Raw genomic sequence first — 23,682 nt, forward strand, 5'->3', positions numbered from 1 at the left:
CGATGTCGCCGGTGCTTGAGTGTGCGGCGCCCACCGCTCCTGCCCAGAGGGGTCCACCGATGAGAAGCACCGGGTTCCGCCGTAGCCTTGCCGCGCTGAGCGTCTGCTCCCTCGCCCTGGCCGTCTCCGCCTGCGGGTCGGGCGGCGACGACTCGGCGAGCGGCAAGACCCGTATCACGGTCAACTGCATGCCGCCCAAGAGCGCCAAGGTCGACCGCCAGTTCTTCGAGCAGGACATCGCGTCCTTCGAGAAGGCCAACCCGGACATCGACGTCGTCGCGCACGACGCGTTCCCCTGCCAGGACCCGAAGACCTTCGACGCCAAGCTCGCCGGCGGGCAGATGGAGGACGTCTTCTACACGTACTTCACCGACGCAAAGCACGTCGTCGACATCAACCAGGCGGCCGATCTCACCCCGTACGTCAAGGAGTTGAAGAGCTACGGGACCATCCAGCAGCAGCTCCGCGACATCTACACCGTCGACGGCAAGATCTACGGCATCCCGCGCACCGGCTACTCGATGGGCCTGATCTACAACAAGGCGCTCTTCGAGAAGGCCGGCCTGGACCCCGACCAGCCCCCGGCCACCTGGGACGAGGTGCGCGCCGCCGCCAAGAAGATCGCCGCTCTCGGGAACGGCACGATCGGCTACGCCGACTACAGCGCCCAGAACCAGGGCGGTTGGCACTTCACCGCCGAGCTCTACTCGCAGGGCGGCGACGTCGTGAGCGCCGACGGCAAGAACGCCACCGTCGACACCCCCGAGGGCCGCGCCGTGCTCCAGACCCTGCACGACATGCGCTGGACGGACAACTCGATGGGCAGCAAGCAACTCCTCGTCATCAACGACGTCCAGCAGATGATGGGCTCCGGCAAGCTCGGCATGTACCTCTCCGCCCCGGACAACATCCCGATCCTGGTCAAGGAGAAGGGCGGCAACTACAAGGACCTCGCGCTCGCCCCCATGCCCGGCGGCCAGGGCACGCTCATCGGCGGCGACGGCTACATGTTCAACAAGAAGGCGAGCCCCGAGGAGATCCGCGCCGGGCTGGAGTGGCTGGACCACATGTTCCTCACGCCCGGCGACGGCTTCCTCGGCGACTACGCCCGCGCCAAGAAGAACGACGCCCCCGTCGGACTGCCCGAACCCCGCCTGTTCACCGGCGCCGCCGACGCCAAGGACCAGCAGGTCAAGGAGGCCAACGCCAACGTCCCGGTGGAGAACTACCAGGCTTTCCTCGACGGCAACCAGAGCCTCGACATGAAGATCGAGCCGCCCAGCGCCCAGCAGATCTACTCCGTCCTGGACGGCGTCGTCTCCTCCGTCCTCACCAAGAAGGACGCCGACATCGACCAGCTCCTGAAGGACGCCTCCGGGAAGATCGACGGCATCCTGGCCCGAGGCTGACGGGCCATGACCAGGACGGCTCAGCGACGGACCGTCGCGAAGGTCGCGGTCCGCCCGATGCAGGCGCCGCCCCCGGCAGGGGACCGGAGGCGGCGCCGCCTCGCCGACCAGGCCCGCGCGTACGGCTTCCTCGTCGGCGGCCTCGTCTGCTTCGCCCTGTTCTCCTGGTACCCGGCGATCCGCGCGGTCGTGATCGCCTTCCAGAAGTACACGCCCGGCAGCGACCCCGAGTGGGTCGGCACCGCCAACTTCACCCGCGTCTTCGCCGACCCGGAGTTCGCCGCCGCCTGGCGCAACACCCTCACCTTCACGCTGCTCGCGCTGCTGATCGGCTTCGCGATCCCCTTCGTACTCGCCCTGGTCCTCAATGAGTTGCGGCACGCCAAGGCGTTCTTCCGCGTCGTGGTCTATCTGCCGGTGATGATCCCGCCGGTGGTCAGCGCCCTGCTGTGGAAGTGGTTCTACGACCCGGGGACCGGCCTCGCCAACGAGGCGCTGCGCTTCCTGCACCTGCCCACCTCGAACTGGTCCAACGGCGCCGACACCGCACTCCTCTCCCTGGTCATCGTCGCCACCTGGGCCAACATGGGCGGCACCGTCCTCATCTACCTCGCGGCGCTCCAGTCCATCCCGGGCGAGCTGTACGAGGCGGCGGAACTCGACGGTGCCAACCTCCTCCAGCGCATCCGCCACGTCACGATCCCGCAGACCCGCTTCGTGATCCTGATGCTGATGCTCCTTCAGATCATCGCCACGATGCAGGTCTTCACCGAGCCGTTCGTGATCACGGGCGGCGGCCCGGAGAACGCCACGGTGACCGTGCTGTACCTGATCTACAAGTACGCCTTCCTCTACAACGACTTCGGTGGCGCCTGCGCCCTCAGCGTCCTGCTCCTCGCGCTCCTCGGTGCCTTCTCCGCCGTATATCTGCGACTGACCCGCACCGAAGGGGACGACGCATGACCACCCGGACCCTCGTCTCGCCGGCGACGCTGGCGCGCCCGCGCGGCAAGGCCGCCTACTGGTCCGTCTTCACCGGCACCGTCCTGCTGTTCACGCTCGCCTTCCTCTTCCCCGTGTACTGGATGGTGACGGGCGCGGTGAAGTCACCGGACGAGGTGGCGCGGACCCCGCCCACGGTCGTACCCGAGCAGTGGCATCTCAGCGGCTACACCGACGCCTGGGACCTGATGCAGCTGCCGACGCACCTGTGGAACACGGTCGTCCAGGCCACCGGCGCCTGGCTGTTCCAGATCGTGTTCTGCACGGCCGCCGCCTACGCGCTGTCCAGGCTGCGGCCCGTATTCGGCAAGGTGCTCCTCGGCGGCATCCTCGCCACCCTGATGGTCCCGGCCCAGGCGCTGGTCGTGCCGAAGTACCTGACCGTGGCTGACCTGGGGCTGCTCAACGATCCGCTCGCCATCTGGCTGCCGGCCGTCGCCAACGCCTTCAACCTCTATCTGCTGAAGCGGTTCTTCGACCAGCTCCCGCGCGATGTCCTGGAGGCCGCCGAGATCGACGGCGCCGGAAGGCTGCGCACCCTGTGGTCGATCGTGCTGCCGATGTCCCGGCCGGTCCTCGGCGTGGTCTCGATCTTCGCGCTGGTGGCCGTGTGGCAGGACTTCCTGTGGCCGCTGATGGTCTTCTCCGACACCGACAAACAGCCGATCAGTGTGGCGCTCGTCCAGCTGTCGCAGAACATCCCGCTGACCGTGCTCATCGCCGCGATGGTGATCGCCAGCATCCCCATGGTCGCGATGTTCCTGGTCTTCCAGCGGCACATCATCGCCGGGATCGGCGCGGGCAGCACCAAGGGCTGACGCCTCCTCTCCCGGACTCCCGGACGCCCTCCTCCTTCCGACAGAAAGGGCCGCACCGTGGCACAGTCCCGTCCTGCCGCCGCACAGTGGTGGCGCTCCGCCGTCATCTACCAGGTCTACGTCCGCAGCTTCGCGGACGGCGACGGCGACGGCACCGGCGACCTCGCGGGCGTCCGCGCCCGGCTGCCGTATCTCGCCGAACTCGGCGTGGACGCCCTGTGGTTCACGCCCTGGTACGTCTCACCGCTGAAGGACGGCGGATACGACGTCGCCGACTACCGCGCGATCGACCCGGCCTTCGGCACTCTCGCCGAGGCGGAGAAACTCATCGCCGAGGCACGTGAGCTGGGCATCCGCACCATCGTCGACATCGTGCCCAACCACGTCTCCGACCAGCACCCGTGGTTCCGGGCCGCGCTCGCCGCCGGACCCGGCAGCCCGGAGCGCGAGCTGTTCCACTTCCGGCCCGGACGCGGCCCGGACGGGGAACTCCCGCCGGGCGACTGGCCTTCGCAGTTCGTCGGCTCCACCGAGCCGGTGTGGACCCGGCTGCCGGACGGGGAGTGGTATCTCCACCTGTTCACGCCCGAGCAGCCCGACCTCAACTGGGCCCACCCCGCCGTCCGCCAGGAACACGAGGACATCCTGCGCTTCTGGTTCGAGCGGGGCGTGGCAGGCGTCCGTATCGACTCGGCCGCGCTGCTCGCCAAGGACCCCGCGCTGGCCGATCTCGCCGACGCGCCCGACCCGCACCCCTTCGTCGACCGCGACGAACTCCACGACATCTACCGCTCCTGGCGGGCCGTCGCCGACGACTACGACGGCGTCTTCGTCGGCGAGGTCTGGCTCCCCGACCCCGAGCGCTTCGCCCGCTATCTGCGCCCGGACGAGCTGCACACCGCCTTCAACTTCGCGTTCCTGTCCTGCCCCTGGGACGCCGGGCGGCTGCGGGCGTCGATCGACACGACCCTCGCCGAGCACGCGCCCGTCGGCGCCCCCGCCACCTGGGTCCTGTGCAACCACGACGTGACGCGCACGGTGACCCGCTACGGCCGTGCGGACACCGGATTCGACTTCGCGGCCAAGGCCTTCGGCACCCCGACCGACCTCGCGCTCGGCACCCGACGCGCGCGGGCGGCCGCGCTGCTCTCGCTCGCCCTGCCGGGCGCCGTCTACGTCTACCAGGGCGAGGAACTCGGCCTGCCCGAGGCCGACCTCCCCCTCGACCGCATCCAGGACCCGATGCACGCCCGCTCCGGCGGCACCGACCCGGGCCGGGACGGCTGCCGGGTGCCGTTGCCCTGGGCGGCCGAGGCCCCGCACGCCGGCTTCGGCTCACACGAGGAGCCGTGGCTTCCGCTGCCCGCCGACTGGGCCGCGTACGCCGCCGACCGGCAGGCAGCCGACCCCGGCTCGATGCTCGCCCTCTACCGCCGGGCCATCGCGCTCCGCCCGGAGTTCGGCGAGGGCCCCCTCAGCTGGCTGCCCGCGCCCGAGGGCGTGCTCTCCTTCACCCGCGCGCCGGGCGTGACCTGCCTGGTCAATCTGGCGGACACGCCCGCCGACCTGCCCGACCACACCGAACTCCTCCTCGCCAGCGGCCCGTTGGACACGGGCGGGCGGCTGCCGAAGGACACCGCGGTCTGGCTGCGCGCCTGAGACCGCGGACCGCTATCCCCGTACCCCCACCACGAAGGGATCAGCACATGCAGTACACGCGCAGATATGTCAGGATCATGCCAACAGCGGTGACGGTCGCCCTCGCCGCCGGCCTGCTCACCACGACGGCGCCCACCGCCCACGCGGCCGCCGGCGCCACCCTCCCGTTCACCTCGGTCGAGGCCGAGTCCGCCACCACGACCGGCACGAAGATCGGCCCCGACTACACGCAGGGCACCCTCGCGTCGGAGGCCTCAGGGCGCCAGGCCGTACGCCTCAACTCAGGCCAGCGGGTCGAGTTCACCGCGCCGAGCGCGGCCAACGCCCTCAACGTCGCCTACAGCGTCCCGGACGGCCAGACCGGCTCGCTGAACGTGTACGTCAACGGCACCAAGCTCGCGAAGACCATCGCCGTCACCGCCAAGTACTCGTACGTCGACACCGGCTGGATCCCGGGCGCCAAGACCCACCACTTCTACGACAACGCCCGCCTGTTGCTCGGGCAGAACATCCAGGCCGGCGACAAGGTGGCCCTGGAGGCGGCGAGCACTCAAGTCACCGTCGACGTCGCCGACTTCGAGCAGGTCGCGGGGGCGGCGAGCCAGCCCGCCGGGTCGGTGTCGGTGACGTCCAAGGGGGCCGACCCCACCGGCCAGGGCGACTCCACGCAGGCCTTCCGGGACGCCATCGCCTCGGCGCAGGGCGGGGTCGTGTGGATCCCGCCGGGTGAGTACCGGCTCACGTCCTCCCTCAGCGGGGTACAGAACGTCACCCTCCAGGGCGCGGGCAGCTGGCACTCGATCGTGCGCACCTCGCGCTTCATCGACCAGTCGAGCTCCTCCGGAGGCGTCCACATCAAGGACTTCGCCGTCATCGGCGAGGTCACCGAGCGCGTCGACTCCAATCCCGACAACTTCGTCAACGGCTCGCTGGGGCCGAACAGTTCCGTCTCCGGCATGTGGCTCCAGCACCTCAAGGTCGGCCTCTGGCTGATGGGCAACAACGACAACCTGGTCGTCGAGAACAACCGCTTCCTCGACATGACCGCCGACGGGCTCAACCTCAACGGCAACGCGCGCGGGGTGAAGGTCCGGGGCAACTTCCTGCGCAACCAGGGCGACGACGCGCTCGCCATGTGGTCGCTGTACGCGCCCGACACCAACAGCAGCTTCGAGAACAACACGATCACGCAGCCGAACCTGGCCAACGGCATCGCGATCTACGGCGGCACCGACATCACCGTCAGGAACAACCTGGTCTCCGACACCAACGCCCTCGGCAGTGGTATCGCGATCTCCAACCAGAAGTTCCTGGACCCCTTCCACCCGCTGTCCGGCACCATCACGGTCGACGGCAACACGCTGGTGCGCACCGGCGCGATGAACCCCAACTGGAACCACCCGATGGGCGCGCTGCGGGTCGACTCCTACGACAGCGCCATCGAGGCGCAGGTGAAGATCACCAACACGACCGTCACCGACAGCCCGTACAGCGCCTTCGAGTTCGTATCGGGCAGCGGGCGCGGCTTCGCGGCGAAGAACATCACCGTCGACGGCGCCACCGTCCGCAACGCCGGCACCGTCGTCGTCCAGGCCGAAGCGCAGGGCGCCGCCACCTTCCGCAACGTGACCGCCACCGGCGTCGGCGCAGCCGGCATCTACAACTGCCCCTACCCCACCAACTCCGGCACCTTCACCCTCACCGACGGCGGTGGCAACTCCGGCTGGAGCAGCACCTGGTCCGACTGCTCGACCTGGCCGCAGCCGGGCCAGGGCAACCCCGACCCCGACCCGGCCCGCAACCTCGCCAAGGGCCGCCCGGCCACCGCCACCGGCTCGCAGGACGTCTACACGCCCGGCAAGGCGGTCGACGGCGACGCGAACAGCTACTGGGAGTCCGCCAACAACGCCTTCCCGCAGTCCCTCACGGTCGACCTCGGCTCGTCCGAGGCGGTGCGCCGACTGGTGCTGAAGCTGCCGCCGTCCGCGGCCTGGGGCGCGCGCACCCAGACCGTTGCGGTTCTCGGCAGCACGGACGGCTCGAACTTCTCGACGGTGGTCGGCGCCACCGGCTACCGCTTCGACCCGGCCACCGGCAACACGGTCACCGTCGCCCTGCCCGGCAGCACCAACCTGCGCTACGTGCGGCTGTCGGTCAGTGCCAACACCGGCTGGCCGGCGGGTCAGTTCAGTGAGGTGGAGGCGTATCTGACTTCGTGACCGCGTCCTTGGGAACCCCGCGCTTCGCCGCCTGGATCTGCTCGTACACATGGGTGCGCAGCTCGGCGAAGCGCGGGTCCACGCGGGTGTGCAACTGGTCGCGCTCTGCGGGCAGATCGACCTTCAGCTGCTCCCGTACGACGGTGGGGGACGCGGACAGCACGATCACCCGCTCGCCCAGGTACACGGCCTCGTCGATGTCATGGGTGACGAACAGGATGGTGATGCCGCGCTCCCGCCACAGCCCCCGGACCAGGTCCTCCAGATCGGCCCGCGTCTGCGCGTCCACCGCCGCGAACGGCTCGTCCATCAGCAGCACCCGGGGCTCGTAGGCCAGCGCCCGGGCGATGGCGACACGCTGCTGCATACCGCCGGACAGCTGCCACGGATACGCCCCCACGGCGTCCGCCAGCCCCACCGACACCAGCGCGTCCCGCACCAGCTCCCGGCGTCGGGCCCTGCCCAAACCCTTCTGCTTCAGCGGCAGTTCGACGTTCTCGCCGACCCGCATCCAGGGGAACAGGCTGCGCCCGTACTCCTGGAACACGAACGCCATCCCGGGCGGCGGTCCGCTCACCCTCCGCCCCTCCAGGAGCACCTCACCGCCGGTCGGCGTGAGCAGCCCGCCCATGCACTTCAGCAGGGTCGTCTTGCCGCAGCCCGACGGCCCGACGAGACATACGAGTTCCCCGGCGTCGACGGTGAAGGTGAGGTCGCGGACCGCCTCCACACGCCGCCCGGAACCCTCGTAGACCTTCTTCAGACCGCGTACGTCGAGCATGACCCGCCCCTTCACGGTGTTCACTCAGGACCGCCGGGTGCTCGCGCGCAGACCGTGGTACCAGCCGAGCACCCGGCGCTCGACCAGCTGGAACACGACGGAGAGCAGGAAACCGAGCAGACCGAGGACGAGGATCCCGGTCCACATGTCGGGGATGGCGAAGCTGCGCTGGAACTGGACGACGGTGAAGCCGATGCCGTTGTTGGCGGCGAACATCTCGCTGATGACCATCAGGATGATGCCGATCGAGAGCGCCTGGCGCAGCCCGGCGAAGATCTGCGGGCTCGCGGAGGGCAGCACCAGATGGCGCAGCCGGGCGATGCCCGTGACGCCGTACGAGCGGGCGGTCTCCAGCATCACCGAGTCGACCGCGCGCACACCCTCCACGGTGTTGAGCAGGACGGGCCAGACGCAGCCGCTCGCGATCACGACGATCTTCATGGTGTCGCCGATGCCCGCGAACAGCATGATGACCGGCACCAGCACGGGCGGCGGCACCGCCCGCAGGAACTCCAGGACGGGTTCGCACACCGCGCGCACCGCGCGGTAGGAGCCGATGACCGTGCCCAGCGCGACGCCGACCACGGCCGCCGTCGCAAAGCCCGCGAGCAGCCGCAGGAGGCTCGGCACGACGTCCGTCCGCAGCCGCTCGGCCGTCCAGACGTCCGGGAACGTGTCGAGGATCGTGCGCAGCGGCGGCCAGAAGGGGTCCGTGCTGCCGGCCGACGCCGCCCACCACACGGCGACCAGCACCACGGGCAGCGCGACGACGAAGAGCAGCCGCAGCAGCAGGTGCCCGATCACACCGCCACCTCCCCGCGCACCGACTGGTGCCAGGCCAGCGCCCACCGCTCCACCGTGCGCGCGCCGACGTTGATGAGCAGCCCGAGCACCCCCGCGACGACGATGAGCGCGTACATCTCCGGCACCGCCTGCGAGGTCTGCGCCACCGCGATCTGCTGCCCCAACCCCGGTGCGCCGATGACGAGTTCGGCGGTGATCGCGAGGATCAGCGCCACCGCGGCGGCCAGCCGCACACCGGTCATCACGTACGGCAGGGCGGTCGGCCACAGCACATGGCGGATCCGCGCCCAGGTGCCGAGACCGTACGAACGTGCCGTCTCCTCGGCGACCGGGTCGACGTCCTGGACGCCGTACAGGGTCTGGATGAGCACCTGCCAGAAGGACGCGTACACCACCAGCAGGAGCACTGACCGCAGCTCGGTGCCGTAGAGGAGCACCGCCAGCGGGATCAGCGCCACCGACGGGATCGGGCGCAGGAACTCGATCGTCGAGGCGGTCGCCGCGCGCAGGTACGGCACGACGGAGACGACGACGCCCGCGACGACACCCGCGCAGACCGCGATGGCGAGGCCCAGCGCCCAGCCGGTGAGGGTGTCGCCGAGGGCGTGCCAGAAGGCGGCGTCGGAGAGTTCGTCCCCGAGGGCCGCGGCGATCCGGCTGGTCGGCGGGAAGTACGCCTCCTTGACCAGGCCGAGCCGCGGCACCGCCTCGCCCAGGGCGAGGAAGGCCGCGAGCCCGGCCGCACCGAGTGCGACGTTCGCGCCTCTCACGGCAGCAGCGAGTCCAGGTCGGGCGTCTTCTTGAACAGTCCGTCCTCCTCGCCGAGCTTCATGAGGGCCTCGATGGAGGCGCGGTTCGGCTCGGCCGGCCACTTCGGCAGGATCACCTGGTCCAGCACCGACTCCGGGATCTTGGTGTACGTGGTGACGATCTGCCGGGCCTCGTCCGGGTGGGCCTCGGCGTAGGCGAGGGACTCGGCGGTGGCGTCCTGGAACTTCTTGACCACGTCCGGGTGTTGCTGCGCGTACTGCGTCGACGTGAAGTACATCGCGACGGTGAGCTCGGGGGCGATGTCGATCAACGGCGAGGCGATCTCCCGGCCGCCCTGGCTGCGGATGGTGGCGGTCGCCGGTTCGACCACGCACGCGGCGTCGATCTGACCCTGGTCGAGAGCGGCGGGCATCTGGTCGAAGGCCATCTCGACGAGCTGCACCTTGTCCGGGTCACCGCCCGCTTCGCGCACCGCCTGCCTGACGGCGGTCTCGTTGATGTTCTTCAGCGTGTTGATGGCGACCTTCTTGCCCTCCAGGTCCTTCGCCGACTTGACGGGGCTGTCCTTCTTGACCATCAGGCCGTTGAAGTCCTTGCCCCGCACCCCGGTCGACGCGATGCCGTTGGCGACGGCCTTCACGGGAACGCCGTTGCTCTGGGCCACCATCAGGGACGTCACATTGCTGAAGCCGAACTGGAACTGACCGCTCGTCACACCCGGCACGATCGCCGCACCGCCCTGAGCGGTGGTGAACTCCAGCTTCAGGCCCTGCTTTTCGAACAAGCCCTTCTTCTGGCCGAGATACAGCGGCGCGACATCGACGATCGGAATCAGCCCGAGCTTGACGGTGGTGACGCCGCCGGACGACGCTCCCGCGTCCGGCGAACCGTCGTCGGACGAGCCACAGGCCGTCCCGACGAGCAGCAGGGCGCCGGCGGCGAGACCGGCGGACAGACGACGCATGGCTCCTCCTGTACAGACAACGGTGCAACGGTGTTCCGACAGGTTGTGCGCAACGCGCACAGTAGTGCGCGGGGTTGCTCAGCGGGAAGGTAGAAGCCTCAAACGCATCCGGTCAATGGGTTCACCAAGGTTCGCCGACAACATTGTTGACACTTCTGGAGGTGGCGATGTCCGCCGAAGCCCGCGCACCGCACTTCGTGAGGTCCTTCGAGCGCGGCCTGGCCGTCATCCGCTGCTTCGACGCCGACCATCCCGCCCGCACGCTCAGCGACGTCGCCCACACCTGCGACCTGACCCGCGCCGCCGCGCGCCGCCTGCTGCTGACCCTCGCCGACCTCGGCTACGTCCACCAGGACGGCCGCCTCTTCCGGCTCACCCCGCGCGTACTGGAACTCGGCTACTCCTACCTCGCCGGCTACACGCTGCCCCAGATCGCCGAGCCGCATCTGGAGCAACTCGTCGCGCAGGTGAGGGAGTCGTCGTCGCTGTGCGTCCTCGACGGCGACGACATCGTGTACGTCGCCCGGGTCGCGACGCGCCGCATCATGACGGCGTCCATCACCGTGGGCACCCGTTTCCCGGCGTATGTGACATCGGTGGGCAGGGTGATCCTGGCCCACCTGCCTCAGGAGGAGGCCGAAGTCCTTCTGGAACGGGCCGAGTTGAAGCCCCTGACCGCCCGCACCCTCACCACTGCGGACGCCCTGCGGGCGGAGCTGCGCCGCGTCCGACGGCAGGGTTACGCCGTCGTCGACCAGGAGTTGGAGGAGGGGCTGCGGTCGGTCGCCGCCCCGGTGCGGGATCGCGGCGGCGAGGTGGTGGCGGCCGTCAATATCGCCGTGCACGCCGGCCGCAACTCGATGGACTCCGTACGCCGCGACCTGCTGCCGCACCTGCTGGCGACGGTCGGCGGCATCGAGGCCGACCTGCGGATCACAGATCCAGGACCAGCCGCTGCCCCCGGCACCGGGACACACAGATCATCATCGTCTCGCCGCACTCCTGCTCCTGGCGAGTGAGCACGGAGTCCCGGTGGTCCGGGGCCCCGTCGAGGACGTCGGTCTCGCAGGTCCCACAGGTGCCCTCGGTGCAGGAGTAGAGCACCTCGATGCCGGCGGCCCGGACGGTGTCCAGCACGGAGTCGCTCGGCGTGACCGTCAGGGTCAACCCGCTCCGCGCCAGCTCGACCTCGAACTCCGTGTTCTCGTCGCCCTCTTGCTCCTTCGGTGCGAACCGCTCCACGTGCAGCAGCCCGGCCGGGCACCGCTCCTCCACCGCGTCCAGCAGGGGACCGGGCCCGCAGCAGTAGACGAGCGTGCCGTCGGGCACCTCATCCAGCACCGAGGCGAGGTCCAGCAGTCCCGACTCGTCCTGCGGAGCGATCGCGACCCGATTGCCGTATCGCCCCAACTCCCCGGTGAACGCCATCGATTGACGGGTGCGCCCGCCGTACAGCAGCGTCCACTCGGCACCCGCCGCCTCGGCCGCGGCGAGCATCGGCAGGATCGGGGTGATGCCGATGCCACCGGCGATGAAGCGGTAGCGGGGAGAGGGCTCCAGCCGGAAGTGATTGCGCGGGCCGCGCACCCGGACCTTGTCGCCCTGCCCCAACTGCTCGTGCACACGGGCGGATCCGCCGCGCCCGTCCGGCTCCCGAAGCACGGCGATCCGCCACTGAGTCCGGTCTGCCGGATCGCCGCACAGCGAGTACTGGCGCTCCAGCTCCGGCCCGAGCAGGACGTCGATGTGGGCGCCGGGTTCCCAGGCGGGGAGCTGCTCGCCCAGCGGGTGGCGCAGGGTGAGGGCGAGGATGCCGTCGGCCGCGAACTCCCGGCGCTGGACGACGAGTTCGGCTTCGTACACGTCGCTCATGAACTGTTCCCTTGTGGCTCGCGTCCTTGCGGCTGGTGTCCCTGGGGCCGGCGTCCCTGGGGGTGGTGTCCCTGGGGGTGGGCGAGCATCCACTCCCACATCTCCACCGGGTCCTGCGCGGTGTGCTCGCGGCCGCAGTGGCAGGTGCCGTGCAGGACGTCGGTGCCCGGCAGCCAGTCGATGCGGTAGATCTCGCCGGTGGGACCGGCGCTCACAGGACCTTCTCCACGGGCTTGTCGCCCTCCTCGACCAGACGGGCGAGGATACGGCGGGCGGCCAGGCCGCCGGTGTCGATGTTGATGCTCAGCTCCTGGTAGCCGTGGCGCTCGGTGCCGAGGGTCTTCTGGAGCAGGTTGAGAGCGGTGACGTCCTGCATGACGACCGTGTGGTTGTTGCCACGCAGGAACTCGGTGACCTCGTCGTCGTCCGTCGCCCAGTCCCGCGAGACCGCCCAGAAGTCGTACACCTTGCCGTCGCCGGACGGAGTGATGGCGTAGGTGACCTCGGTGTGGAAGCCGCCGGGGTCGCTGCCGTCCGGCTCGGGCACCACGCCGACGGGCGCGACGCGGCTGTGCAGCAGATACAGACAGGGGGCGTGGTACTCGATGTCCTGCCAGCGGGTGATCCGGCCCTCGATACCGGTCGACCTGGCGTAGAACGGCGGGCACTCGGCGTCGTCCATGTGCCGGCTCACCCGGACGATCCCGGCGCCCTCGTCGACCTCGGTGGTGATCGGCGTCTCGGCGACCTCGGGGGTGCCGATGTAGCCGCCGTGGAGGTAGGTCTCGTGGGAGAGGTCGAGCAGGTTGTCGACGAGGAGGCCGTAGTCGCAGTCGATGGGCTCCATCCCGCGGACGGTGACCCAGCCGGGGGAGTCGAGGTGCCTGGCCCGCGGGATGCTCTGCGGGTCGGCGAGCGCCGGGTCGCCGATCCACACCCAGATCAGGGAGTCCTGCTCTACGACCGGGTACGAGGCCACGCGCGCCGTCCGCGGGACGCGTTTTTGCCCCGGCACGTACACGCACGTACCGGTCGTGTCGTACGTGAACCCGTGGTACCCGCACACGATCCGGTCACCGTCGAGCCGGGTCGGCGCCTCGGAGAGCGGGTAGCGCCGGTGCACACAGCGGTCGTGCAGCACGACGGGTGTCCCCTCCTCCTCGGTGCGGTAGAGGACGAGGGTCTCCCCGAGAACGGTCCGACCGAGCAACTCCCGCCCGACCTCGTGGCTGTAGGCGGCGACGTACCACTGGTTCTTGGCGAAGGCGGTGGAGTGAGGCATGGGCGGTCCCGTCCCTGTCGGCGGGGCGCCCTCGCCCCGCGTGCCGTGGTTGGACTTAGCGTCCTGACGGCCGCGGTCACTGCGCAAGGCGGCTTCTGCCAGACGGAAGGCATTGGCGCGGACGTTCGAGGGCGGCTTGGTCGGGGCCCTTTGCCGGTCAGGGCGTTGCCCCCTTCTACCTGGCATTCCTGGGACTTCCCGTGGGCGTATGCACTCGTTGTGCACCGCTTCCTGGAATGCCAGTCGCAGGCGTGGGCACTTCCCGAACAACGAGCCAGTGCTTCGGGTGCGGTCAGGTAGGCCTCGTGCGCATGACCGGGGATCTGGACGAGGCGGCTGTTCGGCAGCGCATCATCAAGGTGCCGGGAGATGCCGAGCAGGACGGGCGGGCTGAGCTCCCCGGTGACGAGGAGCGTCGGGGTCGTGAGGCCGGTGAATCGGCCGAGGTCGTCGCCGAAGGCGTCGATGGCCTGGACCTCCCGCGCCCAGGTCGGCGTCATCGACGCGCGCCAGGACCACACGGGGCTGCGGCGGAACTCATCGATCGCCTCCTCCGGCATCTGCAGGAAGTTGCGCGTGCCCAGTGTGAGCGCACGGTCCAGGTCGCCCTTGGCCACGGCCTCTTCGAAGGGTGCGATGGCATCCCCTCCGATGGGACCGTGCGGCGGTACCGGCGGCTCGTAGAGGACGAAGGCCGCGGGGAGCCGGTGCAGGGCGAGGCCCAGGGGCACGAGCCCGCCGTAGGAGTGGCCCAGCAGGATCGGGTCCGGGCCGGCCAGGTCGAGGACGGCGGCGATGTCCTCCTGTTCGCGCTGGATGCTGTGGTTGGGGGTGTCACCGCTGGGCCCGTGGCCGCGGCGGTCGACCGCGTAGGTCGTCAGGTGCGGTGCGAGGACATCGGCCAGCGGCTGCCAGTCCTGGGCCGCGTTCAGGGCTCCGGGGAGACCACGAGGGGGCGTCCCCGGCCGGTGACGGTGACGGCGATGCCGAGTCGCCTGTTCGAGGGCAGGCCAGGGGCGGTTCCTCCGACGGGCGGCCGGTGGGGAGGCGTGCCCTTTCCGGAAGGCGCGACAGGGCCGGCGGGCGGCGAGGCAACGGCGGCGGCCATGGCATCGGCGAAGTACCCAGCCTGCAGTGTCGATCAGGATGGAGACCATAACATCGAATCGATGTACGCATCGATTCGATGTAGTCGTGCGATGATGGAGCCGTGCTGGAACTAGCGATCCTGGGCTTCCTGGCCGAGGGACACCTGCCGGGACACGAGTTGCGCCGCCGCGTCTCGCAGCTGACCGGCTATACGCGGCCGGTCAGCGACGGCAGCCTCTACCCGGCGATCAACCGCCTCGCGAAGGCGGGTCTGCTGGAGCGGCGCGCCGACCCGGCGGCAGGTGCCGCGAGGTATGTGCTGAGCCTGACCGAGGCCGGGCGCACAGAGTTGCTCGGACGCCTACGCAAGCCGGCCGATCACGAGATCACCGACTTCACCCGGTTCTTCACCATCCTGGCCTTCCTCTCCCAGCTGCCCGACGTCGTCGAGCAGCACGCGGTGCTTCGCAGGCGGCTGGAGTTCCTGGAGGAGCCGGCGAGCTTCTTCTACGACGGCGAGAGGCCGCTGCGCGCGGAGGGGGTCGCCGATCCCTACCGGCGCGGCATGCTGCTCACCGCCCGTGCCATCAGCACGGCCGAACGTGCCTGGCTGCGCGAGGTCCTTGGCGAGGAGCCGCGCGCGCCCTTCACAGCGCGCACCGACAACGATCCCCCTAGGCTCGAAGAACCCGCGAGCTGACCGGCCCCGGAGGTAACTGCCCATGCTTGCGTCCTGGTACGACGAACAGGGCCCCGCCGCCGACGTCCTGCGCGTCGGCGAACTGCCCGATTCTCAGCCCGGCCCCGGCGAGGTCCGCGTCCGTGTGACCCTCTCGGGCGTCAACCCCGGCGACACCAAGAAGCGGCGCGGCTGGCTCGGCTCGTCCATGCCCTACCCGCGGGTGATCCCGCACAGCGACGCCGCCGGCGTCATCGACGCGGTCGGCAACGGGGTCGACGAACGCCGCCTCGGGCAGCGGGTCTGGGTGTACGGCGCCCAGTCCTACCGTCCGTTCGGCACCGCCGCCCAGTACACCGTCGTACCCGACAGTCAGGCCGTGGCCCTGCCCGACCACGTGGGTGACGAACTCGGCGCGAGCCTGGGCATCCCCGGGATCACCGCCCACCGCACCGTCTTCGCCGACGGGCCGGTCGAGGGAAAGCTCGTGCTCGTGCACGGCGTGCTCGGTGGAGTAGGTTCCCTGGCGGCCCAGCTCGCCCGCTGGGCAGGCGCCACCGTGCTCGCCACCGTCCGCCGTGGTGCGGACCTCGACCGCGTCGACCCGGCCGTCGTATCCCACGCCGTCGCCCTGGACCAGGAGGACCCGGCGGCGGCGATCCGCGCGTACGCACCCCAGGGCGTCGACCGGATCATCGAGGTGGCCCTGTCGGACAACGCCGACCTCGACAACGCCGTCGCCGCGAACAACGCCGTGATCGCGGCCTACGCCACTCGCGCCGACCGCACCGAGATTCCGTTCTGGCCTCTGCTGTTCAACAACGTCACCCTGCGGCTGCTCGGCAGCGACGACTTCCCGGCCGAGGCCAGAAGCCAGGCCACTCGCGACCTGACCTCCGCAGCCGCTGTCGGCGCTCTCAGCGTTGATGTCGGCGACCGCTACTCGCTGGAGGACATCGCCAAGGCCCACGACCGTGTCGACGTGGGAGGCCGTGGCCGCGTCCTGCTCACCATCCCTCAATGACGCAGAGTCGGAACACTGCCTCCGGGGCGATGACCGGTGATACCGAGGTGCAGGCGACAGCGGCCGATGGTTGACGGTGCGCGAGACCAAGCGCGCGCCCGTAGGCAGTGGTCCTGAGATGTCGCAGGTCACGGGGGGCGTCGCAGCGGTGCGGACCCGGGGCAGAGGTCGGCAGGGTGGCGTGGGCACGCCGGGCTGTCGTACGGCCTTCTGAGCGTGCCGCGGTCGGGACCACCGTGTCGCTCTCCCCCGTCGACTTGATGGGCGATGCGGTGGATTCGCAGATCCGGCAGTACGTCGGCGCGTAGCCGCAGATGCCGACCGGCGGACTGATCGTCAGGTGCCTGCTGCGGACCTCGAAGTTGGTCAGTGAGCGGTGAAGCCGCCGTCGACCGGAAGAGCGACGCCGATCACGAGGCTGGCGCCCGGGCCGCACAGCCAGAGAACGGCTGCGGCGATTTCGTCCGCGCGCCCCAGCCTTCCGATCGACTGCTCTTTCATGATCTCTGCCATGGCGTCGGCCTGGTTCTCGACCATGTCGGCGGCCATGGGCGTGTCGATCACGCCGTGCTTGGAGGCGTGGTAGGCGGCACGTTGTGGCATGCCCAAGAGCCCTCCCGGCGAAGAGCAGTTGACGATGACACCGCTGCCTTGTGTGCGCATCTGACGCAGTTCGTCCTTCATGCTGGCCCAGATGCCGCGCAGGTTGACCGCGTTCACGTGGTCGAAGTTCTCGGCGGGCTCGTCGGCCGCGTCACTGGGCGGTGCCTGCACACCGGCATTGTTGAACGCCATGTCCAAACGGCCGAACGTGGCGACAGCCCGGTCCACCATCGCGGCCGTCTGACCTTCGTCTGTGACGTCGCAGGTGACGCCGATCGCCTGGTGGCCGGCCGAGGTCAATTCCGGCCTCCACGGCATGCTTGTCGACGTCCGCGAGAACAACGGCGGCACCGGCTGCGGCGAAAGCCTGGGCCGCTGCGAGCCCCATGCCAGATGCCGCGCCGGTGACGAGCGCCACCTTGTTCGCGAAGTCGTAGGTCGGGTTCATGGTGTGCGTAGCTCCCAACGTCGGTCGGCGTGGCACCAATCGGTCAGAGAAGTGATCACGCCGACGTACGCCCACGTCGTCGTTTCGCGTGTGGGTGGCGTCGTGTGACAGGCCGCAGTTGGAGTCGGTTCCGGCATGGTGACGCACTCGGCAGGCCCAGCCCGCCGACTGCGAGGGGGCCGGATCAGCGGCGGGTGCTGTGGCGCGGGCCGCTGTACTCGTCGTCGGCCACATGCTCGAACCAGGTGCTTTCCGGGCCTGCGTCGGGGCCGGGGTTCTCCCAGAGGGCGAGGTGGGTCATGAAGTGGTCGGGGGCGGCGCCGTGCCAGTGCGCCTCGCCCGGTGGCGTGTAGATGACGTCGCTGGGTCGGACTTCGAGGATGTCGCCGCCGCGGGACTGGATCAGGGCGATGCCCTCGACGATGTACAGGGTCTGGCCCAGGCCGTGGCTGTGCCAGGCGGTACGGGCACCGGGCGCAAATCTGACCATGTTCGCCCGCGCCCGCGAGGGCTCCTGACCCTGGTAGATGACGTCGAACCAGACATCACCAGTGAACATGTCCGCCGGGCCTTTGGCGGACGGTGGCTGGTTGGGAATCTCCATCGTGCCTTCTTCGAAGAGTGCCGCTGCCGCTGTTCAGGCGGCAGCGTGACAGCCGGCCTTCCGGGGCTCTCAGGCGGTGGTGTCGTCGTGGGCGAGGTTGCCGCCGAGTTCGCGGGAGGCTTCGGCCTGGGCGAGGAGTTCGTTGGCCTTGGCCTTGACGCCTTCGATGGCGTCGGCGCCGGCGACGAAGCGCTGCAGGGGCTTGTCCTGGTCGGCGATGGCGAGCAGGGCGCGGGCGAGCTTGGCGGGGTCGCCGGTCTGCTGGCCGTTCATGCCCTTCCAGGCGGCGACGGTGGCGGTGGTGCGCTCGGCGTAGTCGTCGATGGTCGGCTCGGGCCAGATGGTGGAGCCGTCGACGAGCAACTCGGTGCGGAAGAAGCCGGGTTCCACGACCGTGGTGTGGATGTTGTACGGCTCGACGTCGTAGCGCAGCGACTCCATCCAGCCCTCGACGCCGAACTTCGATGCGGCGTAGGCGACGCAGAACTCCTGGCCGATGATTCCGGCGGAGGAGGAGAGGGTGATGACGTGGCCGGCGCGCTGCTTGCGCAGGACAGGCAGGACAGCGCGGGTGACGTTCATGGGCCCGAAGAGGTTGGTCTCGATCTGCTGGCGCATCTGGTCGGGCGTGATCTCTTCGAAGTAGCCGGCGAAGAAGTTCCCGGCGTTGTTGATGAGGACGTCGATGCGGCCGAAGCGGTCGACGGCTGCCTGGACGGCGGCCTCGGCGTCCTCCGGGCTGGTGACGTCGAGCTTGGTCACCAGCAGATTGTCCTGCGGTCCGCCGAGGGTCTTCTCGACCTCTTCGGGGCGCCGTCCGGTGGCGACGACCTGGTGGCCCGCCTTGAGGGCCTCGCGGGCGATGTCGGTGCCCAGACCGCGTCCGGCGCCGGTGACGAGAATGACCTTGCTCATGAGGGATTCCTTTCAGATGCCGAATCCGGCACCCGGAGTTGTGCGGTGATGAGATGCGCGCAGTCGCCGACGAGGCCAGGCCTCCCGGGCATCGGGACCGATCAGGTTGCGCAGAGGGGGCTGCCGATGTCCTGGCCGGTTTCTGCCGGCTACCTCATCGACTTTGACACCTTCACGCGTATCCGCAAAGGGAGAATTCCTTACCCGTATAAAAGGTTCCAGGTATAAATCCCTACCCCCCCAATGCCGGTCCATTCGGTGCCACACTGGCCGGTATGACTCGCAACGCGCATCTCAACGAGCTGGGCGAGTTCCTCAAGACCCGCCGGGCCGAACTGAGCCCCCGCACCGTGGGCCTGCCCGAGACGGGCGGCCTGAGGCGGGTCAAGGGACTGCGCCGTGAGGAAGTCGCTCAGCTCGCCGCCATCAGCACCGAGTACTACACGCGCCTTGAGCAGGGCCGCATCCAGGCATCGGGGCCGGTACTGTCCGCTCTGGCGCAGGTACTTCGTCTGGACGACGACCAGCGGGACTACCTCTTCGAACTCGCCGGCAAGGACCAGGCACGGCCTCGCCGCCGTGCCGTGCAGAAAGTGCAGCCGACGCTGCAGCGCCTCCTGGACAACCTGATCGACACCCCAGCTATTGTTCTGGGCCGCCGTACGGACATTCTCGCCTGGAATTCCCTGGCAGCCGCCCTGATGAGCGATTACGCGGAAATTCCGGAGAAGAAAAGGAACCACGCGCGGATTCTTTTCACCGACCCCGCGATGAGGACCCTGTACGCGGACTGGGAGGAGGTTGCGCACACCACCGTGGCGCAGCTGCGGATGCAGGCTGCCAAGTATCCCGACGATCCCCGGCTGGCCGCCCTCGTGGGAGAGCTCTCCGTGCRGGACCCGCACTTCCGCCGTTGGTGGGGTGACCACCACGTCGCCGCCCGCACGATGGGCACCAAGACTTTCCGCCACCCCGTGGCCGGCGAGCTGACTCTCGACTGGGACACCCTCACCGCCAGCATCGACGCTGAGCAGCAACTCGTCGTGCTGACCGCCGAACCCGGTACCCCTTCCCACGACGCGCTGCGCATCCTCGCCTCCTGGGCCACGAGCCAACAGCAGCCCGCACCCGACGCCGCCACCTGACCACACCAGTACCGGGCGACCCTGCGACGGCCACTGCAACGCGGCGCAGCCGTCATCACCGCCGGCGAGGCGCAGCCACCCGGACTGTCCTGCGGCAATGTCGTGTCCTGGCGCACCGTCGCGCCACTGACGTCTCGTGCGGTTCGTGCGCCCGACGGCCGGCCGTACGCCCGGGCCGTTGCTCGCCGCTGTGCCACTGCACCCCCCCAACCGATGAGGAACCACTCGTGAGCGCCCTGTTCACCGCCCTGATCCTGCGGTCACTCGAGATCCCCAACCGCGTCTGGACGTCCCCGATGTGCATGTACTCCGCCACCTCGGACGGGCCGGAGACTGGCGTGCCGACCGACTTTCAGAGCCCGACTCGGAGGCCGGGTTCAGCGGGGCGAGATGCGGACCGTCGCCGACTTCGGTCCCTCACCCTGCATGATCGGCACGGCCGAACTGCCCGGGTACTTCGCCTCGTAGGCGGCGTCCACAGCGGCGTCGACGTCGCTGCTGGCGGGTTCGAAGGTGACCTCGTAGAACTTACCGGCGATGCGTACGCGACCGGCTTTCTGGCTGATGGCCGCCTGATACCACTTCGACTGCCGTCCGTTGGCGGCTCGCACGTACACCTCGCCGTCGGCGACGAGCGCCCAGGTCTGGGTCGGGGTGCCGTAGGTGGTGCCGTCCTCGCGGAACGGGGAAACGAAGAGGTCAGTGTTCTCAGCGATCGCGCGGAGCTGTGTCTGGCTCCATGAGCTCATGATGGTCTTCTCTGAGGTGTGCGGGTCTGTTCTTCGGGGTGACTAGCGGCGTCGGCGGTCAGCGGTCGATGCTGGCCATGTTCGCCTCGTCGTGGCGCTCGCCCGCGGCCGGCGTGAGGTTGTTCAGGCGGTCGAGCTGAGCGGCGCTGAGCTCGATGCCGTCGGCGGCGGTGTTCTCTTCGACGCGGGCGACTCGTCGGGTGCCGGGGATGGGGGCGATGTCGTCGCCGTGGGTCAGCAGCCATGCCAGCGCGGTCTGGGCCGGCGTGGCTCCGATCTCGGCGCCGATGGCCTGTACTTCGTCGACGATGCGCAGGTTGCGCTGGAAGTTCTCACCGGTGAAACGCGGGTTGGTCTTGCGCCAGTCGTCATCGGGGAAATCGTCGACGGTGCGGATCTGCCCGGTCAGCAGACCGTGCCCGAGCGGCGAGTAGGGAACGAACCCGATACCCAGCTCGCGCAGCAGCGGGAGGATCTCGTCCTCGACGTCGCGGGTCCACAGTGAGTATTCGGTCTGCAGAGCGGCCACCGGATGCACGGCATGCGCCCGGCGGATCGTCTCGGGGCCGGCCTCGGACAGCCCGATGTGGCGCACCTTGCCCTCGGCGACCAGCTCGGCCAGCGCACCGACGGTCTCCTCGATGGGGGTATTCCGGTCGACGCGGTGCTGGTAGTAGAGGTCGATGTGGTCGGTGCCGAGCCGCTTGAGCGAGCCTTCGACCGCGGCCTTCACATTTCCGGGGCTGCTGTCGACGACGCCGGGGCCGCCACCGGCGTGGGAGACGAGACCGAACTTCGTCGCCACGACGACGTCGTCGCGCCGGCCCTTGATGGCCTCGCCCACGATTTCCTCACTGTGGAAGGGACCGTAGATCTCGGCTGTGTCGATGTGAGTGACTCCGAGGTCCAGCGCCCGGTGGATGGTGCGGATCGACTCGGTGTCATCGAGTCCCCCGCCCGTCGTGTAGGTGCCGGCCATGGTCATGGCTCCCAGGCCGATCCGAGAGACATCAAGTCCACCCAGAGAGATGTGCTTCATTACAGAACTCCGCTTCTCAGTTTCTTTGCGGGAAAACTCGGGCGGCTATTCCTGAGACGCTGCCGCCTCATTTCTGCCCGGTAGCGCATTCAGCGTCACATGCCCGGCAGGCCTCTGCAAAGGGGAGGGTTTCTTACCGGGAATGAATGTTCCAGGTAGAGATCTCTACCCCCCATCCGTGCTGTGCCGGAGCGGTTTCCGCAGTACCGTGACGCGCATGAGCAGGGACGCACACCTCAACGAGCTGGGGGATTTCCTCAAGGCCCGCCGTGCAGAGCTGAGCCCCCAGTCCATGGGGCTGCCCGACAACGGGAGCCTGCGCCGGGTCCCGGGCCTGCGCCGGGAGGAAGTGGCACTGCTGGCGGCGATCAGTACCGAGTACTACACCCGCCTGGAACAGGGCCGTATAGAGGCCTCCGCCCCAGTCCTGATGACCCTGGCCCGGGTACTGCGCCTGGACGACGACCAGCGCGACTACCTGCTCGGACTGGCCGGGAAGGAAAACGCACGGCCACGCCGGCGCCCCGCGCAGAATGTGCGTCCGCAGATGCGACGGCTCCTCGACAATCTCGTCGACACCCCCGCTCTCGTCCTCGGCCGGCGCATGGATATTCTCGCGTGGAATCCCCTCGCCGCGGCCCTGATGACGGACTTCTCACAGATCCCGGAAAAGCAGCGTAATTCTGTTCGGCTGGTATTCACCGACCCCGCGATGAGAAAGCTGTATACGGACTGGGAAGAAGTCGCCCGTACCAACGTCGCTTTTCTGCGTATGGAAGCCGCTGACAACCCTGATGACCCCCGGCTCAATGAACTCGTCGAGGAGCTCTCCGTCCAGGATCCTCAGTTCCGTGAGTGGTGGGCCGCTCACGACGTGGCCCACCACGCCATGGGTACCAAGGCCTTCCACCACCCGGTGGCCGGTGACCTCACCCTCGACTGGGAAACGCTCGCCTGCCCCACCGACCCCGACCAGCAGCTCACCGTCCTGACCGCGGAACCCGGCACCCCCTCGCACGAGGCTCTGCGCTTCCTCGCGTCCTGGGCCACCACCCACCAGTCCAGCGCCGACACCGTCGGCTGACTCCGGGCCATGCGGTCGAGAGGCCGTCAGGGGTGGACGTCACGCGGCTGTTCGCGCGGCCGATGAAAGAGCACCCGGCGCGCGGCGGTGAATGGGCCCCGTACCCCGCGACAGGGCAGGCCGGTGCCCTGGTGCGCGGGGGCGATTATCTCGGCCGTGATGGAGACGGCGCGAGATCGATGTCCTCGTGCAGTGCGTGGACCGGGCGGACCGGTCCCATCTGGCCAAGGCCCTCGACGCGGTCGTACACAGTCGTCCCGCCGCCGACGATCGGGGAGCGCAGGCGGGCCAACTCGTCCTCGGATACGCCGACTTCACGCAGCGCGCCCAGCCGCCTCTGACCTCTGAGTGACCCGGGTCGAACCGGGGTCGAATCGGAGTGTTCTCCTCTGACTGCCTCCGCTCGCCTCTGCAACCCGTCCTAGCAGGTCACAGCCTCATCGCCCCCACACAAGTGCAGGTCAGAAAGATGCGCTAGCTGTACCACTGGTTTTTGGCGAAGGCGGTGGTGTGCGGCATGGGGTCGGCTCCCGTCTTTGTGTGGTGGGGACATCGTCGGGACGGGCTGAACAGGGGCGCAATACCGCTTCCGTCTCCCGGAAGTCCGGTTGGAGGGAGCCTGGTCAGAGGGGTGAAGCGGTGGTGTTGCTCATCTCGGTGATCGTGGATGGCTCATTTGTGCCGGCTGTGATCGCGTGAATCCGTGCTGGTTCTTCGGATTT

Annotated in this window: 22 protein-coding genes and 3 pseudogenes; 12 read left to right on the forward strand and 13 right to left on the reverse strand. The window is 69.1% G+C overall.

Going from position 1 to position 23,682, the window contains the following annotated elements:
* Positions 1 to 59 precede the first annotated feature (59 nt).
* From EAO75_RS00260 to EAO75_RS00280, 5 genes are all read left to right on the forward strand, one after another.
* The gene (locus EAO75_RS00260; protein ID WP_147992991.1) at positions 60 to 1,409 is read left to right on the forward strand and encodes an ABC transporter substrate-binding protein; all 1,350 of its coding nucleotides are present in this window, start codon (positions 60 to 62) and stop codon (positions 1,407 to 1,409) included.
* A 6-nt stretch (positions 1,410 to 1,415) separates the two neighbouring features.
* Positions 1,416 to 2,372, forward strand: a complete 957-nt coding sequence (locus tag EAO75_RS00265; protein ID WP_147992992.1) for a carbohydrate ABC transporter permease — start codon at positions 1,416 to 1,418, stop codon at positions 2,370 to 2,372.
* The gene (locus EAO75_RS00270) at positions 2,369 to 3,229 is read left to right on the forward strand and encodes a carbohydrate ABC transporter permease (protein WP_147992993.1); all 861 of its coding nucleotides are present in this window, start codon (positions 2,369 to 2,371) and stop codon (positions 3,227 to 3,229) included. The genes EAO75_RS00265 and EAO75_RS00270 overlap by 4 nt, the downstream gene beginning before the upstream one ends.
* Positions 3,230 to 3,286: 57 nt before the next feature.
* The gene (locus tag EAO75_RS00275; protein WP_147992994.1) at positions 3,287 to 4,888 is read left to right on the forward strand and encodes a glycoside hydrolase family 13 protein; all 1,602 of its coding nucleotides are present in this window, start codon (positions 3,287 to 3,289) and stop codon (positions 4,886 to 4,888) included.
* Between the two features lie 77 nt (positions 4,889 to 4,965).
* Positions 4,966 to 7,107, forward strand: a complete 2,142-nt coding sequence (locus EAO75_RS00280; RefSeq protein ID WP_187284237.1) for a discoidin domain-containing protein — start codon at positions 4,966 to 4,968, stop codon at positions 7,105 to 7,107.
* On the opposite strand, the gene EAO75_RS00285 is transcribed toward EAO75_RS00280, so the two are convergent.
* From EAO75_RS00285 to EAO75_RS00300, 4 genes are read right to left on the reverse strand one after another with little or no spacing between them, the layout of a single operon-like run.
* Positions 7,076 to 7,888 carry an ABC transporter ATP-binding protein gene (locus tag EAO75_RS00285; RefSeq protein WP_187284238.1) on the reverse strand — a complete coding sequence of 271 codons (813 nt, stop codon included), beginning with the start codon at positions 7,886 to 7,888 and terminating at the stop codon, positions 7,076 to 7,078. The two genes, EAO75_RS00280 and EAO75_RS00285, sit on opposite strands and share 32 nt — an antisense overlap.
* A gap of 24 nt (positions 7,889 to 7,912) precedes the next feature.
* Positions 7,913 to 8,689, reverse strand: coding sequence for an ABC transporter permease (locus EAO75_RS00290; protein WP_147993158.1), 777 nt, complete (start codon positions 8,687 to 8,689; stop codon positions 7,913 to 7,915).
* Complete coding sequence (locus EAO75_RS00295; protein ID WP_147992996.1) at positions 8,689 to 9,462, reverse strand: ABC transporter permease; 774 nt, start codon at positions 9,460 to 9,462, stop codon at positions 8,689 to 8,691. Before EAO75_RS00295 ends, EAO75_RS00290 begins: the two co-directional genes overlap by 1 nt.
* Positions 9,459 to 10,427, reverse strand: coding sequence for an ABC transporter substrate-binding protein (locus tag EAO75_RS00300; RefSeq protein WP_147992997.1), 969 nt, complete (start codon positions 10,425 to 10,427; stop codon positions 9,459 to 9,461). Before EAO75_RS00300 ends, EAO75_RS00295 begins: the two co-directional genes overlap by 4 nt.
* Positions 10,428 to 10,594: 167 nt before the next feature.
* Here EAO75_RS00300 and EAO75_RS00305 point away from each other — a divergent pair, with 167 nt between their 5' ends.
* Positions 10,595 to 11,446: an IclR family transcriptional regulator C-terminal domain-containing protein gene (locus EAO75_RS00305; RefSeq protein WP_147992998.1), complete on the forward strand. Its 852-nt coding sequence runs from the start codon at positions 10,595 to 10,597 to the stop codon at positions 11,444 to 11,446.
* Here EAO75_RS00305 and EAO75_RS00310 read toward each other — a convergent pair.
* The 4 genes and pseudogenes from EAO75_RS00310 to EAO75_RS48435 form a co-directional block, all read right to left on the reverse strand.
* Positions 11,361 to 12,299, reverse strand: coding sequence for a PDR/VanB family oxidoreductase (locus EAO75_RS00310; RefSeq protein ID WP_147992999.1), 939 nt, complete (start codon positions 12,297 to 12,299; stop codon positions 11,361 to 11,363). The genes EAO75_RS00305 and EAO75_RS00310 overlap by 86 nt on opposite strands.
* The gene (locus tag EAO75_RS00315) at positions 12,296 to 12,514 is read right to left on the reverse strand and encodes a hypothetical protein (protein WP_147993000.1); all 219 of its coding nucleotides are present in this window, start codon (positions 12,512 to 12,514) and stop codon (positions 12,296 to 12,298) included. The genes EAO75_RS00310 and EAO75_RS00315 overlap by 4 nt, the downstream gene beginning before the upstream one ends.
* Positions 12,511 to 13,581: an aromatic ring-hydroxylating dioxygenase subunit alpha gene (locus tag EAO75_RS00320; RefSeq protein WP_147993001.1), complete on the reverse strand. Its 1,071-nt coding sequence runs from the start codon at positions 13,579 to 13,581 to the stop codon at positions 12,511 to 12,513. The genes EAO75_RS00315 and EAO75_RS00320 overlap by 4 nt, the downstream gene beginning before the upstream one ends.
* 329 nt (positions 13,582 to 13,910) lie before the next feature.
* Positions 13,911 to 14,738, reverse strand: a pseudogene (locus tag EAO75_RS48435) (alpha/beta fold hydrolase); the annotation flags it as partial.
* A gap of 53 nt (positions 14,739 to 14,791) precedes the next feature.
* Here EAO75_RS48435 and EAO75_RS00330 point away from each other — a divergent pair.
* Positions 14,792 to 15,370: a PadR family transcriptional regulator gene (locus EAO75_RS00330; RefSeq protein WP_147993003.1), complete on the forward strand. Its 579-nt coding sequence runs from the start codon at positions 14,792 to 14,794 to the stop codon at positions 15,368 to 15,370.
* Positions 15,371 to 15,392: 22 nt separating this feature from the next.
* Complete coding sequence (locus EAO75_RS00335; protein ID WP_147993004.1) at positions 15,393 to 16,373, forward strand: NADPH:quinone reductase; 981 nt, start codon at positions 15,393 to 15,395, stop codon at positions 16,371 to 16,373.
* A gap of 366 nt (positions 16,374 to 16,739) precedes the next feature.
* On the opposite strand, the pseudogene EAO75_RS46905 reads toward EAO75_RS00335, so the two are convergent.
* The 3 genes and pseudogenes from EAO75_RS46905 to EAO75_RS00350 all read right to left on the reverse strand — a co-directional run bounded on the left by EAO75_RS46905 (position 16,740) and on the right by EAO75_RS00350 (position 18,943).
* A pseudogene (locus EAO75_RS46905) lies at positions 16,740 to 17,424 on the reverse strand (SDR family oxidoreductase).
* 184 nt (positions 17,425 to 17,608) lie between these two features.
* Positions 17,609 to 18,028 carry a cupin domain-containing protein gene (locus tag EAO75_RS00345; protein ID WP_147993005.1) on the reverse strand — a complete coding sequence of 140 codons (420 nt, stop codon included), beginning with the start codon at positions 18,026 to 18,028 and terminating at the stop codon, positions 17,609 to 17,611.
* A 69-nt stretch (positions 18,029 to 18,097) separates the two neighbouring features.
* Complete coding sequence (locus EAO75_RS00350) at positions 18,098 to 18,943, reverse strand: SDR family oxidoreductase (RefSeq protein WP_147993006.1); 846 nt, start codon at positions 18,941 to 18,943, stop codon at positions 18,098 to 18,100.
* A 275-nt stretch (positions 18,944 to 19,218) separates the two neighbouring features.
* On the opposite strand from EAO75_RS00350, the gene EAO75_RS00355 reads away from it, so the two are divergent.
* Together EAO75_RS00355 and EAO75_RS46910 are read left to right on the forward strand one after the other, a co-directional pair.
* Complete coding sequence (locus EAO75_RS00355) at positions 19,219 to 20,088, forward strand: helix-turn-helix domain-containing protein (protein ID WP_147993007.1); 870 nt, start codon at positions 19,219 to 19,221, stop codon at positions 20,086 to 20,088.
* A 227-nt stretch (positions 20,089 to 20,315) separates the two neighbouring features.
* A pseudogene (locus EAO75_RS46910) lies at positions 20,316 to 20,441 on the forward strand (NADH:flavin oxidoreductase/NADH oxidase); the annotation flags it as partial.
* 24 nt (positions 20,442 to 20,465) lie between these two features.
* Here EAO75_RS46910 and EAO75_RS00365 read toward each other — a convergent pair.
* Together EAO75_RS00365 and EAO75_RS00370 are read right to left on the reverse strand one after the other, a co-directional pair.
* Complete coding sequence (locus EAO75_RS00365; RefSeq protein ID WP_147993008.1) at positions 20,466 to 20,837, reverse strand: DUF2255 family protein; 372 nt, start codon at positions 20,835 to 20,837, stop codon at positions 20,466 to 20,468.
* A 58-nt stretch (positions 20,838 to 20,895) separates the two neighbouring features.
* The gene (locus EAO75_RS00370) at positions 20,896 to 21,876 is read right to left on the reverse strand and encodes an aldo/keto reductase (protein WP_147993009.1); all 981 of its coding nucleotides are present in this window, start codon (positions 21,874 to 21,876) and stop codon (positions 20,896 to 20,898) included.
* A gap of 217 nt (positions 21,877 to 22,093) precedes the next feature.
* Here EAO75_RS00370 and EAO75_RS00375 point away from each other — a divergent pair, with 217 nt between their 5' ends.
* Positions 22,094 to 22,960, forward strand: coding sequence for a helix-turn-helix domain-containing protein (locus EAO75_RS00375; protein ID WP_147993010.1), 867 nt, complete (start codon positions 22,094 to 22,096; stop codon positions 22,958 to 22,960).
* 196 nt (positions 22,961 to 23,156) lie between these two features.
* Entirely contained in the window at positions 23,157 to 23,312 is a 156-nt protein-coding gene (locus EAO75_RS45510) for a hypothetical protein (RefSeq protein ID WP_187284239.1), read from the forward strand.
* The last annotated feature ends 370 nt before the right edge of the window (positions 23,313 to 23,682 follow it).

This window comes from Streptomyces sp. UW30 (assembly GCF_008042075.1).
Taxonomy (GTDB): Bacteria; Actinomycetota; Actinomycetes; order Streptomycetales; family Streptomycetaceae; genus Streptomyces.